The 12,636-nt window shown below is 56.7% G+C and carries 10 protein-coding genes; 7 read left to right on the forward strand and 3 right to left on the reverse strand.

The genetic code is table 11. From position 1 onward, the window contains the following. The first annotated feature begins 175 nt into the window (after positions 1-175). The 3 genes from ACOTXF_RS22170 to ACOTXF_RS22180 all read left to right on the forward strand — a co-directional run bounded on the left by ACOTXF_RS22170 (position 176) and on the right by ACOTXF_RS22180 (position 3,725). Positions 176-1,609 carry a sugar porter family MFS transporter gene (locus ACOTXF_RS22170; protein WP_261307977.1) on the forward strand — a complete coding sequence of 478 codons (1,434 nt, stop codon included), beginning with the start codon at positions 176-178 and terminating at the stop codon, positions 1,607-1,609. 208 nt (positions 1,610-1,817) lie between these two features. Beyond that, positions 1,818-2,942: an LPS O-antigen length regulator Wzz(fepE) gene (gene wzz(fepE) / locus ACOTXF_RS22175; RefSeq protein ID WP_047746760.1), complete on the forward strand. Its 1,125-nt coding sequence runs from the start codon at positions 1,818-1,820 to the stop codon at positions 2,940-2,942. A 90-nt stretch (positions 2,943-3,032) separates the two neighbouring features. Next, positions 3,033-3,725 carry an aspartate/glutamate racemase gene (locus ACOTXF_RS22180; RefSeq protein ID WP_047746758.1) on the forward strand — a complete coding sequence of 231 codons (693 nt, stop codon included), beginning with the start codon at positions 3,033-3,035 and terminating at the stop codon, positions 3,723-3,725. Here the strand turns inward: ACOTXF_RS22180 and ACOTXF_RS22185 are convergent. Further along, on the reverse strand, positions 3,720-4,646 hold the full coding sequence (locus ACOTXF_RS22185; RefSeq protein ID WP_008499676.1) for a LysR family transcriptional regulator: 927 nt from the start codon (positions 4,644-4,646) through the stop codon (positions 3,720-3,722). The two genes, ACOTXF_RS22180 and ACOTXF_RS22185, sit on opposite strands and share 6 nt — an antisense overlap. A 121-nt stretch (positions 4,647-4,767) precedes the next feature. Between ACOTXF_RS22185 and lysA the strand changes: the two genes are divergently transcribed. Beyond that, positions 4,768-6,030 carry a diaminopimelate decarboxylase gene (lysA, locus tag ACOTXF_RS22190; RefSeq protein WP_045909895.1) on the forward strand — a complete coding sequence of 421 codons (1,263 nt, stop codon included), beginning with the start codon at positions 4,768-4,770 and terminating at the stop codon, positions 6,028-6,030. On the opposite strand, the gene ACOTXF_RS22195 is transcribed toward lysA, so the two are convergent. Continuing rightward, a complete protein-coding gene (locus tag ACOTXF_RS22195) occupies positions 6,000-7,037 on the reverse strand; it encodes a LacI family DNA-binding transcriptional regulator (RefSeq protein WP_008499674.1) in 1,038 nt (345 codons plus the stop codon). The genes lysA and ACOTXF_RS22195 overlap by 31 nt on opposite strands. A 220-nt stretch (positions 7,038-7,257) precedes the next feature. Here ACOTXF_RS22195 and ACOTXF_RS22200 point away from each other — a divergent pair, with 220 nt between their 5' ends. Next, positions 7,258-7,743 (forward strand): GNAT family N-acetyltransferase, encoded by a 486-nt coding sequence (locus tag ACOTXF_RS22200; RefSeq protein ID WP_021242020.1) that lies wholly within the window; start codon positions 7,258-7,260, stop codon positions 7,741-7,743. On the opposite strand, the gene galR is transcribed toward ACOTXF_RS22200, so the two are convergent. After that, positions 7,704-8,720: an HTH-type transcriptional regulator GalR gene (gene galR / locus ACOTXF_RS22205; RefSeq protein WP_021242019.1), complete on the reverse strand. Its 1,017-nt coding sequence runs from the start codon at positions 8,718-8,720 to the stop codon at positions 7,704-7,706. The two genes, ACOTXF_RS22200 and galR, sit on opposite strands and share 40 nt — an antisense overlap. 425 nt (positions 8,721-9,145) lie before the next feature. On the opposite strand from galR, the gene aas reads away from it, so the two are divergent. Next, complete coding sequence (gene aas / locus ACOTXF_RS22210) at positions 9,146-11,305, forward strand: bifunctional acyl-ACP--phospholipid O-acyltransferase/long-chain-fatty-acid--ACP ligase (RefSeq protein ID WP_045415615.1); 2,160 nt, start codon at positions 9,146-9,148, stop codon at positions 11,303-11,305. Continuing rightward, complete coding sequence (gene lplT / locus ACOTXF_RS22215) at positions 11,298-12,491, forward strand: lysophospholipid transporter LplT (RefSeq protein WP_047746752.1); 1,194 nt, start codon at positions 11,298-11,300, stop codon at positions 12,489-12,491. Before aas ends, lplT begins: the two co-directional genes overlap by 8 nt. The last annotated feature ends 145 nt before the right edge of the window (positions 12,492-12,636 follow it).

The following is a 12,636-nucleotide window of genomic DNA, read 5'->3' on the forward strand; positions in this document are numbered from 1 at the left end:
ACACTTTTAATCTTTAAAAATTAGATGATTAGTAAAAGCATGTGATTATTCAGCGTTAGTTGAAATTGTAATGTCCATCACAGAACGCTATGTCGCAGCGAAATAATCCATATCTTCACCTTTTCCCGCCTGACACTTTTTCTCGCTATCTCGTAATTTCACTTAACGAATTGCACTGTTCAGGCAGAAAAATATGACATCTATAAATGACTCTACCCTAATGCCCGCTGCGCTGCGTGATACTCGCCGCATGAACCAGTTTGTCTCTATTGCCGCCGCCGTGGCGGGCCTGTTATTTGGACTGGATATTGGCGTCATTGCCGGTGCATTGCCCTTTATTACCGATCACTTTACCCTGAGCAGCCGCCTGCAGGAGTGGGTGGTGAGCAGCATGATGCTCGGCGCGGCCATCGGCGCGCTGTTCAACGGTTGGCTCTCGTTTCGCCTGGGGCGCAAATACAGCCTGATGGCCGGGGCGATTCTTTTTGTCGCCGGCTCCATTGGCTCCGCCTTTGCCGCAAACGTTGAGGTTCTGCTGCTTTCCCGCGTGCTGCTGGGCGTGGCGGTGGGGATTGCCTCCTACACGGCGCCGCTTTATCTCTCCGAAATGGCGAGCGAGAACGTGCGCGGGAAGATGATCAGCATGTATCAGCTGATGGTCACGCTCGGTATCGTGCTGGCGTTCCTGTCTGACACCTACTTCAGCTACAGCGGCAACTGGCGCGCAATGCTTGGCGTGCTGGCGCTGCCAGCGGTGGTGCTGATTGTTTTAGTGATTTTCCTGCCGAACAGCCCGCGCTGGCTGGCACAAAAAGGGCGCCACGTGGAGGCGGAAGAGGTGCTGCGCATGCTGCGCGATACCTCTGAAAAAGCCCGCGAGGAGCTGAACGAGATCCGCGAAAGCCTGAAGCTCAAGCAGGGGGGCTGGGCGCTGTTTAAAATCAACCGCAACGTGCGCCGGGCGGTCTTCCTCGGCATGCTGCTGCAGGCGATGCAGCAGTTCACCGGCATGAATATCATCATGTACTACGCGCCGCGCATTTTCAAAATGGCCGGGTTCACCACCACCGAACAGCAGATGATCGCCACCCTGGTGGTCGGGCTGACCTTCATGTTTGCCACCTTTATTGCCGTATTCACTGTGGACAAGGCGGGCCGCAAACCGGCGCTGAAAATTGGCTTCAGCGTGATGGCGCTCGGCACGCTGATCCTCGGCTACTGCCTGATGCAGTTTGATAACGGCACGGCTTCCAGCGGACTCTCCTGGCTTTCTGTCGGGATGACCATGATGTGTATCGCAGGTTACGCGATGAGCGCCGCGCCGGTGGTGTGGATCCTGTGCTCCGAAATTCAGCCGCTCAAATGCCGAGACTTTGGCATCACCTGTTCCACGACCACCAACTGGGTATCGAACATGATCATCGGCGCGACCTTCCTGACGCTGCTGGACGCGATTGGTGCAGCGGGAACGTTCTGGCTCTATACGGTGCTGAACGTGGCATTTATTGGCGTCACGTTCTGGCTGATTCCAGAAACCAAAGGCGTGACGCTGGAACACATCGAGCGCAAGCTGATGGCCGGGGAGAAGCTGCGGAATATTGGTGTGTGATCGGATTGCCTGTTTACATGTTTAACCTATGCCGGAGGTGGAAAGGGAGATTAATCACAATCATAACGTGATGAAACTCACTACTAACTCTGGCAGGGGGAGTCAGATAATGGTGTTTAGAATTAGGATTTTTCTTAATCTATTGTATTATTGAGCCACAGCGATCAATGAACAAAGATGCGTAGCATCAAGAGAAAGAAGAATTCCTATGTCAGAAATGGATTTCAAAAAAAGCACAGATATTGATTTCCCCCATTATTCCACCCGTAACGAACACGCTAAAGAAATAGATCTTTTAGGTTTATTAGCAGTTTTAGCGGCGGCTAAAAAGCGCATCGTTGCCGTTACCCTTGCTTTTGCTCTCGTGGGGCTGGCCATTTCATTTTTGCTGCCGCAAAAATGGACCAGTAAAGCGGTGATCACCCCGGCAGAACAGTCGCAGTGGAACCCGCTGCGCCAGATGATGGTGGCGTTACAGGTGCTGGATGTGGACGTGAAGATTACCCGTCCGGAAGTCTTTGATCTTTTTATTAAAAAGTTTCAGTCGCAGTCATTGCTTGAAGAGTATCTGAAATCCTCTTCTTACGTGATGTCGCAGCTTAAAGACGCTGAGGTGGATCCGCTTGAGCTGCATCGGGCGATAGTCAATATCTCAGACAGAATGAAAGCGGTGAATAACGATCAGGGAAAAGACGCGGATAAAACCCCCTATATCTCCTGGACATTAAACTTCACTGCGCCGACAGCAGGCGATGCGCAATCCGTTCTGGAGGGATACATCAATTATATCGCGGCTATTGTTGAGAAAGAGACAGTGCAGAATATCCGCAACCAGATCGCGCTGAAAACGAAAGTCGTTGAGCAGCAGCTAGAGCTGGATCGCGTCCGTTTGACCAATATTCACAATACCAACCTGCAGCGGCTGAATTATTCCCTGGAAGTCGCGAATGCCGCCGGCATCAAGAAGCCGGTCTACAGCAACGGGCAGGCGGTAAAAGATGATCCGGATTACTCTGTTGCGCTCGGTGCTGACGGTATCGCGCAAAAGCTGCAGATTGAAAAAAATCTCAAGGACGTGACCGAGCTGAATGCGGATTTCCAGAACCGGGAATATTATCTGTCGCAGTTGAAAAAGCTCTCCTTTGCGGATGTTAAACTTGAGCCATTCCGGTACCAGCTCTCTCCCTCCATGCCGGTGAAAAAGGATGGTCCAGGCAAGACCCTGATTGTCGTTCTGGCGGCGCTCCTGGGGGCACTGTTTGCCTGCAGTAGCGTTTTACTGCGCGAGGCTATGCTCACCCGTAATCCACTCCCCGAGCCGGTGACGGAATAAACCCTGCAGATTAACAAGGCGCTCAAGAGAGCGCCTTTTTTTATTGGCACCGGTTGTGTTAAAAGAAGAAATTAACGAAAAGGAGGGATGATGAAAACGATCGGCCTGTTAGGTGGAATGAGCTGGGAATCGACAATCCCTTATTATCGCCTGATTAACGAAGGGGTTAAGCAGCATCTGGGGGGGCTGCACTCCGCAAGCCTGCTGCTGCACAGCGTTGATTTTCATGATATCGAAGCCTGCCAGTCGAGCGGCGAGTGGGATAAAGCCGGGGAAATCCTGGCTCAGGCGGCGCTGGGGCTGGAGCGGGCTGGCGCCGAGGGGATATTGCTTTGTACCAATACCATGCACAAGGTGGCATCGCATATTGAGAACCGCTGCTCGCTGCCGTTCCTGCATATCGCTGACGCGACCGGGCGTGCAATTGCGGCATCCGGGATGCGCCGCGTAGCGCTGCTGGGCACACGCTACACCATGGAGCAGGATTTCTATCGCGGGCGCTTGCGCAGCGAGTTTGGGATCGAAAGCCTGATCCCTGAAGAAGAAGACCGGGTGCGCATCAATCAGATTATCTTTGACGAGCTCTGTCTCGGCACCTTCACCGAAACCTCCCGCGCCTTCTACGTCAGCGTCATCGAAAAACTCGCGCAGCAGGGGGCTGAAGGGGTGATCTTCGGCTGCACGGAGATCGGTTTGCTGGTACCCGTTGAGCGAAGCCCTCTTCCGGTATTTGATACCACCGCTATTCATGCTGCGGATGCCGTGGCGTTTATGTTGTCATAATGGGTCCTGCAGGTCAGGTAAGCGAAGCGCCACCTGACGCGCGTGCTCCATGACGTGTTCGGTGAAAGCGTCCACCAGCGCGGAAGCCGGACGGTGTAGCGGACGGATCAGGCTCACGGTGAACGGGACGGACACGCTAAAGCGGCGGATGACGATCCCGCTTCCGGCATAATCCAGTGCCGTGAGTGGATTGACCACCGCGACGCCGACGCCGGCACGCACCATCGCGCAAATCGAGGCCGCGCTGTGCGTTTCCACCGCCATTCGCCGTTTTACCTGATGCTCGGCAAACAGGGTATCCAGCAGCTGTCTGTAACTGTCGGTCTGCGACAGGCTGATGTAGTTTTCCCCGTGGAAATCCTCCGGCGTGAGCACCGCCTTACCGGCAAGCCGATGCCCGGCGGGCAGAACGCACACTTCATCTAACGAGAGCAGCTCCGTGCGTGCCGTGCCCGCTGGGGTGGTGAGGGTTTCGGTTAGCCCTAAATCATGGCGCTGTGCCGAAAGCCACTCTTCAAGCAGGGGAGATTCCTGCGGCACGATGGTGAGGCTGACCTCTGGATAGCGGGCCAGAAAGGGCTGGAGCAGCATCGGCAAAAAGGATTGCGAAAAGACGGGCAGGCAGACGATCGACAGCTCGCCCTGGCGAAACTCGCGCAGGCTTTCCGCGGCGCTCACGATTCTGTCCAGCCCGTACCAGGAGCGCTGAACTTCCTCAAACAGGCGTAACCCCTGTACCGTCGGGTGAAGCCTGCCCCGGGTGCGTTCGAACAGCTTCAGCCCCAGCACTTTCTCGAAGCGCGCCAGCTCGCGGCTCACCGTCGGCTGCGAGGTATGCAGCATCTGTGCGGCTTCGGTGAGATTGCCGGTGGTCATCACGGCGTGAAAAATCTCGATATGGCGTAAATTGACGGCGGGCATAGGGCACCTGAAAGCAGAGAACTGTCCATATCATTTTTGCATAGACTCGCGATAAAACGATATTTTTTATTCTCCTTGCGCTGTGGCGTAATCATCAAAACGCATTTATCCGGAGAAGACCATGCCACGCCCGCTGAACCAGACTGATACCGATTTGAACGCCGACAACCTGCTGCGCCTGCCTGCCGAGTTTGGCTGTCCGGTGTGGGTCTACGACGCGCAGATCGTCCGCGAGAAGATCGCCGCCCTGCATCAGTTCGACGTGGTGCGTTTTGCCCAGAAGGCCTGCTCCAATATTCATATTCTGCGCCTGATGCGCGAGCAGGGCGTGAAGGTGGACTCCGTTTCACTCGGCGAAATCGAGCGCGCGCTGGCGGCCGGATACGATCCCAAAGCCGACAGCGACGCGATCGTCTTTACCGCCGATGTGATCGACGATGCGACGCTGGCGCGCGTTCACGAGCTGCAGATCCCGGTGAATGCCGGTTCTGTGGATATGCTGGAGCAGCTGGGTCAGGTTTCTCCCGGCCATCGCGTCTGGCTGCGCGTGAACCCGGGCTTTGGTCATGGCCACAGCCAAAAAACCAATACCGGCGGTGAAAACAGCAAGCACGGGATCTGGTATGCCGATATGCCTGCCGCGCTGGAGGTGTTACAGCGCTACAGCCTGAAGCTGGTGGGCATTCATATGCACATTGGCTCAGGGGTGGATTACGGCCACCTGGAGCAGGTGTGCGGCGCGATGGTGCGTCAGGTTGTCGACTTTGGTCAGGATCTGGAGGCGATCTCTGCGGGCGGCGGTCTCTCCATTCCTTATCGCGAAGGGGAAGAGGCGATCGATACCGATCACTATTACGGTCTGTGGAGCGCCGCGCGCGATCAAATCGCCGCGCATCTTGGCCACGCGGTAAAACTGGAAATTGAGCCGGGCCGTTTCCTGGTGGCGGAAGCCGGTGTGCTGGTTTCTCAGGTCCGCAGCGTGAAAGAGATGGGGTCTCGCCACTTCGTCTTGATTGATGCAGGCTTTAACGACCTGATGCGTCCGTCCATGTACGGTAGCTATCACCACATTACCGCCCTGGCTGCCGACGGCCGCGATTTAACGCAGGCGCCGCGCGTTGAGACGGTCGTTGCGGGGCCGCTGTGCGAATCGGGTGACGTGTTTACCCAGCAGGAGGGCGGCAAAGTGGAAACCCGCGCGCTGCCAGAGGTCAAACCGGGTGATTATCTTGTGCTGCACGACACCGGTGCCTACGGGGCGTCTATGTCCTCTAACTACAATAGTCGCCCGCTGCTGCCGGAAGTGCTGTTTGATAATGGCAAGGCGCGGCTGATACGCCGTCGCCAGACCATTCAGGAACTGCTGGCTTTAGAACTCATCTGATGAAAGTACGGCCCGGTGGTGACCGAATCGCGTAACACCAGCGTGCCGGTAAACGGCGGGATGGCATCGACCGGCTGGTTTCTTGCCAGCCGGATCGCCTGATCGATGGCGGTGACAATCATATTGTCGATGGGCAGATAAACCGACGAGAGCGCAGGCTCCAGCCATTTCGCGCTTGGGGCATCATCAAAGCCGAACAGGGAGATATCCTGCGGGATTTTCAGCCCCGCCTGGTGCAACGCTTTGGACGCCCCCAGCGCCATATCGTCGTTACAGGCAAACAGGGCGCTAAACGGTACTCCGTCGGCAATCAATTCCTTGCAAAGCTCGTATCCCCGCGTCATTCCTGCATCGCCGTACTTTATCCGACGCTCGTCCAGACGGATACCGTGCTTTTCCAGCGCCTTGCGATAGCCCATCAGCCGCGCTTTACCCGTGGGAGTGTGGATCGGGACGGTGATACAGGCGATCTCCCTATGGCCCTGGCCGATCAGGTAATCCACGGCCTTGAATGCGGCATCCTGCTGTTCGAAGAACACGCAGCGATCCGGCGCCTGGCTCACTTCACGGTTAATGACCACCAGCGGCGTTTTCACGGTGTTCATCAGTTTGACGATCGCTTTTTCGCTCATGTAGCGCGTGTAAAGCACGATGGCATCGCACTGGCGATCGGCCAGCATCTGCACCGCCTGCTCTTCCTGTTCCGGCGCGTCGTGACCGTCGGTGACGATCAGCTGTTTCCCGTGAGTTTCGGTCTGCCGCGACGCCTGCTGGAGAAGGCGGCCAAAATAAAAGCCGTCAAAGGTCGAGACGACCAGACCAATGCTGTTGCTGGTCTGGTTAGCCAGCGAGCGCGCGAGAAAGTTCGGGCGATAGCCCAGCTCTTCCATCGCAGCAAACACCTGCTGACGCGTACTCTCTTTTACCTGACCTGTGCCGTTCAGCACGCGCGATACCGTGGCCTTCGACACGCCCGCGCGCAGTGATACATCCAGCATTGTTGCCATTCTATATTCCTGCTTCCACGTAACGATCTGCAGTTTACCACAGAGCTTATGCCGTATAAGCGATGCGGGAAGCGCAAAAACTCTGCCACGATCACGCTTTTTGGTAACGATTCATCCGGCCAGCCTGAAGTCAAACTTAATAGCCTGACTCTGGTAAGATAATCACCGAACCGGGCTGGAGCATCAGGCCAGTAAATACATGAGAAAATGCAGGTGAAACATGAATAAGGCTGTCATCCTCCCGCTTTACAAGGCGCCACACTTCGCAGAGCAGGTTACCGACTGGATCTGGCAGGCCTTTGGCGAAGGGCTTCCTCGGGCATTTTTCCACAGTATTGTTGAGCACAGCCAGACGCCGGGGGCATTACCGTTGACGTTTATTGCCGTTGAAGGCGAACAGCTTCTCGGCACGGTGGGACTCTGGCGCTGCGATTTGATCACCCGTCAGGATCTCTGTCCGTGGCTGGCGGCGCTCTACGTTGACGACGCGGCGCGAGGCAAAGGGCTGGCGGGGCAGCTTCAGCAGCATGTTATCGCTTACGCCGCGCAGTCCGGGTATGAGGAGCTCCATCTCTGGTCTGCCTGCCGCGACTTCTACGAACGTTACGGCTGGCAGTATATCGGTGATGGGCTGGAATACCCCAACACGCGGGTGCACCTCTACCGTTATTCGCTCTGCGCTTCTGCAGGCGACGCAACGGAGTGACGACGGACCAGCGTCGGGCTAAACAGATGGGTAATTTCCGGCGGCTGGCGCTGTTCAGCCAGCGCTAGCGCCAGCTCGGCGGCCTGCGTTGCCATGGTGATGATTGGGTAGCGCACGGTGGTCAGACGCGGGCGAACGTAGCGGGAGACCAGCACGTCGTCGAAGCCAATCAGCGAAATTTCTGCCGGTACCTCAATTCCGTTGTCATTCAACACCCCCATTGCCCCTGCGGCCATAGAGTCGTTATAGCTGGCAACCGCCGTGAAATTCCGTCCGCGGCCCAGCAGCTCGGTCATGGCCTGTTCACCGCCGCTCTCGTCCGGTTCGCCGTAGGCCACCAGACGGTCATTACACGGCAGCCCGTTTTCACGCAGGGCATCGTAGTAGCCCTGCAGACGGTCTTCCGCATCAGAAATGGGGTGATTGGAACAGAGATAGCCAATCCGGGTATGGCCCTGCTGAATCAGGTGCCGCGTGGCAAGCCAGGCGCCGTAGCGGTCGTCGAGGGCCACACAGCGTTTCTCAAAGCCGGGAATGATACGGTTGATAATCACCATTCCGGGCATCTGCTTCATCAGGTGAATCAGTTCGGCATCCGGGATCATTTTAGCGTGAACTACCAGCGCCGCGCAGCGGTGGCGGATCAGCTGTTCAATGGCCTGGCGTTCCTTTTGTTCGTTATGATAGCCATTGCCGATCAGCAAAAAATTGCCTGTCTGATAGGAAACCTGTTCAACCGCTTTCACCATGGCACCGAAAAAGGGATCGGAAACATCGCCCACCACCAGACCAATCGTTTCTGTGGACTGCTGGGCGAGCGCGCGAGCGTTGGCATTGGGATGATAATTCAGGGATTCCATGGCGCTTTGTACCGCCTGACGTGATGCGTCACTGGCCTTTGGTGAATCATTAATCACGCGCGAGACGGTTGCCACCGACACGCCAGCCAGACGGGCCACATCCTTTATTGTCGCCATTCATTACCTTCTTATTGGGGGTAAGCGTTTACACATCAAATAGTGTTGCGGAAAAGCGGCGTGCATTCAAGGGGAGCGGATTTCCGCTCTCCACAAACGTGACGCAGCACACCCCTGGCGGTGTAATCGTTACACGCCCAGTCATGTCTGAAAAATGTGAATCTGAACCTTTAGTTACACTTTGCCTCAGGCTGTTGCGATTGTCCGATAGCAAGGGCGTTAAAGAGGTTGATACAGTTGAGATCCCAGAGGTATTGATTGGTGAGAATTCTTAGTACGGTTTCGTACTCATCTCTTGCACCAACCTGCGCGGATGCGCAGGTTTTTTTTCGCCTCCACTTTTGCTGTCGCTCCCTTATCACTTCTCGTGTAATCTGCCACCATTTACTAATAACCCTCCACACTGGCTGGCAAAGGGAGTTGAGATGCTATTTGGGTTCTTCCGTACGCTTTTCCGTATTCTTTTTCGCATCCGCATCACTGGCGACACCCGGGCGCTTAGCGGCGAACGCGTTTTGATCACACCAAACCATGTTTCCTTTATAGACGGCATCCTGCTGGCGCTGTTTTTGCCCGTGCGTCCGGTATTTGCGGTGTATACCTCCATCAGCCAGCAGTGGTATATGCGCTGGCTCTCGCCGCTGATTGATTTTGTGCCGCTCGACCCGACAAAGCCGATGATGATTAAGCATCTGGTACGTCTGGTCGAGCAGGGGCGCCCGGTGGTCATTTTCCCTGAAGGACGGATCTCCGTGACCGGTTCGCTGATGAAAATCTACGACGGCGCGGGGTTTGTTGCGGCGAAGTCAAAAGCGACCGTGGTGCCGCTGCGTATTGAAGGCGCGGAGCTGACCCATTTCAGCCGTCTGAAGGGGCTGGTGAAGCAGCGTCTGTTCCCCAAAATCACGCTGCATATCCTGCCGCCAACGTCATTAGCGATGCCCGACGCGCCGCGTGCCCGCGATCGCCGTAAAATCGCCGGGGAAATGCTGCATCAGATTATGATGGAAGCGCGTATGGCCGTGCGCCCGCGCGAAACGCTCTACGAATCCCTGCTTTCCGCGCAGTACCGCTATGGCGCGAAGAAAAACTGCATCGAAGACATTAACTTTACCCCGGATACCTATCGCAAGCTGCTGACCAAAACCCTGTTTGTGGGGCGTATTCTGGAGAAGTACAGCAAAAAGGGCGAAAAGATTGGCCTGATGCTGCCTAACGCGGGCATCAGCGCGGCGGTGATTTTCGGTGCGGTTTCCCGGGGCCGTATTCCGGCGATGATGAACTACACGGCGGGCGTGAAGGGGCTGACCAGCGCGATAACCGCTGCGCAAATCAATACCGTATTCACCTCCCGCCAGTTCCTGGACAAAGGCAAGCTCTGGCATCTTCCCGAGCAGCTCACTCAGGTGCGCTGGGTCTTCCTGGAGGATCTGAAAGCGGACGTGACCACCGGCGACAAGCTGTGGATTTTTGCGCATCTGCTGATGCCGCGTCTGGCCCAGGTCAAACAGCAGCCGGAAGATGACGCGATTATCCTCTTCACGTCGGGATCGGAGGGCAATCCGAAAGGCGTCGTCCACAGCCACAAGAGCATTCTGGCGAACGTCGAGCAGATTAAAAGCATCGCCGACTTTACCGCGAACGACCGCTTTATGTCGGCGCTGCCGCTGTTCCACTCCTTTGGCCTGACGGTGGGGCTGTTCACGCCGCTCCTGACCGGTGCAGAAGTGTTCCTTTACCCAAGCCCGCTGCATTACCGCATCGTGCCGGAACTGGTGTATGACCGTAACTGTACCGTGCTGTTCGGGACCTCTACCTTCCTGGGGAACTATGCGCGTTTCGCCAATCCGTATGACTTCTATCGCGTGCGGTACGTGGTGGCTGGCGCGGAAAAACTGCAGGAGAGCACGCGGCAGATCTGGCAGGACAAGTTTGGCCTGCGCATCCTCGAAGGCTATGGCGTGACCGAGTGTGCGCCCGTGGTCTCGATTAACGTGCCGATGGCGGCGAAACCGGGAACGGTTGGCCGCATTCTGCCGGGGATGGACGCGCGTCTGCTGGCGGTGCCGGGCATAGAGGACGGCGGCCGCCTGCAGCTGAAAGGGCCAAACGTGATGAACGGGTATCTGCGCGTGGAAAACCCGGGCGTGCTGGAAGCGCCGACGGCGGACAACGTCAACGGCGAGGTTGAAACCGGCTGGTACGACACCGGTGATATTGTCCGCTTTGATGAACAAGGCTTTGTACAGATCCAGGGACGCGCAAAACGCTTCGCCAAAATTGCCGGTGAAATGGTCTCTCTGGAAATGGTGGAGCAACTGGCGACGGCCGTGTCCGCCGAGAAGATGCACGCCACGGTGGTGAAGAGCGATGCCAGCAAAGGCGAGGCGCTGGTGCTGTTTACGACCGACAGTGAGCTTAAGCGCGACAGGTTACTGAGCTATGCGCGTGAACACGGTATTCCTGAACTGGCCGTGCCGCGCGATATTCGCTACCTGAAACAGCTCCCGGTGCTGGGCAGCGGGAAGCCCGATTTCGTGACCCTGAAAGGCATGGTTGAAGAGGCGGAACAGCAAAATGCGTGAGTCAGTACACACTAACACATCCCTCAGGTCGAAAGGCATGATGGCCGTCATCGCCGCGCAGTTTCTCTCTGCGTTCGGTGATAACGCGCTGCTGTTTGCCACGCTGGCGCTGCTGAAAGCCGAGTTTTACCCCGACTGGAGTCAGCCGATCCTGCAGATGGTGTTTGTGGGCGCTTACATTATCTTTGCTCCGTTTGTGGGGCAGGTGGCGGACAGCTTCCCGAAAGGCCGGGTGATGATGTTTGCCAATGGCCTCAAGCTGCTGGGGGCGGCCAGCATTTGCTTTGGCTTCAATCCGTTTATTGGCTATACGCTGGTGGGCATTGGGGCCGCCGCTTACTCGCCGGCGAAGTACGGCATCCTCGGAGAGCTGACCACGGGGGATAAGCTGGTGAAAGCCAACGGCCTGATGGAATCGTCAACCATTGCCGCTATTCTGCTCGGATCCGTCGCGGGCGGCGTGCTGGCCGACTGGCATGTGCTGGCAGCACTGGGCGTGTGTGCGGTGGTGTATGGCGGGGCGGTCGTGGCGAACCTGTTTATTCCGAAGCTGCCGGTGGCTCGCCCGGGCCAGTCCTGGCGCGTTAAACCAATGACCGGCAGCTTCTTTAATGCCTGCCGCGTGCTGTGGCGTAACGGTGAAACGCGTTTCTCCCTGATGGGGACCAGTATGTTCTGGGGTGCGGGCGTTACGCTGCGCTTCCTGCTGGTCCTGTGGGTGCCGGTGGCGCTGGGTATTACGGACAACGCGACGCCGACCTATCTTAATGCGATGGTGGCCATCGGCATTGTTGTGGGGGCAGGTGCGGCAGCGAAGCTGGTGACGCTTGAGACGGTTGCACGCTGCATGCCAGCAGGGATCCTGATTGGCGTGGTGGTGCTGATCTTCTCGCTGCAGCATACGTTATTGCCTGCTTATGCCCTCCTGATCCTGATTGGTATCCTGGGGGGCTTCTTCGTGGTGCCGCTGAACGCGTTGCTGCAGGAGCGTGGCAAGCAGACCGTCGGGGCAGGCAATGCCATTGCGGTACAAAACCTGGGTGAAAACCTGGCGATGCTGTTAATGCTGGGGCTTTACTCGCTGGCGGTAAAAGTGGGTGTGCCGGTGGTGGGGATTGGCGTCGGGTTTGGCGGGCTGTTTGCGATTGCGATTGCGGGTTTGTGGATGTGGCAACGTCGCCGTTGATATCTGGCCGGGTGGCGGCTTCGCCTTACCCGACCTGGGTTTGAGCTCCTGTAGGCCCGGTAAGCGTAGGGTATGAACCGGAAACATGGGTAACACTTTAGACCGGATACATGGGTAACAGTTATAACTGGCATAGAAGAGGAGA

It is taken from the genome of Enterobacter cloacae complex sp. IR53041, assembly GCF_049238285.1.
GTDB lineage: Bacteria > Pseudomonadota > Gammaproteobacteria > Enterobacterales > Enterobacteriaceae > Enterobacter > Enterobacter roggenkampii.

Coding starts and splice junctions, on each gene's coding strand:
- ACOTXF_RS22180 (WP_047746758.1), top strand. CDS start 3,033: ATGAAAACGATCGGCCTGTTAGGTGGAATGAGCTGGGAATCGACAATC.
- ACOTXF_RS22185 (WP_008499676.1), bottom strand. CDS start 4,646: ATGCCCGCCGTCAATTTACGCCATATCGAGATTTTTCACGCCGTGATG.
- lysA (WP_045909895.1), top strand. CDS start 4,768: ATGCCACGCCCGCTGAACCAGACTGATACCGATTTGAACGCCGACAAC.
- ACOTXF_RS22195 (WP_008499674.1), bottom strand. CDS start 7,037: ATGGCAACAATGCTGGATGTATCACTGCGCGCGGGCGTGTCGAAGGCC.
- ACOTXF_RS22200 (WP_021242020.1), top strand. CDS start 7,258: ATGAATAAGGCTGTCATCCTCCCGCTTTACAAGGCGCCACACTTCGCA.
- galR (WP_021242019.1), bottom strand. CDS start 8,720: ATGGCGACAATAAAGGATGTGGCCCGTCTGGCTGGCGTGTCGGTGGCA.
- aas (WP_045415615.1), top strand. CDS start 9,146: ATGCTATTTGGGTTCTTCCGTACGCTTTTCCGTATTCTTTTTCGCATC.
- lplT (WP_047746752.1), top strand. CDS start 11,298: ATGCGTGAGTCAGTACACACTAACACATCCCTCAGGTCGAAAGGCATG.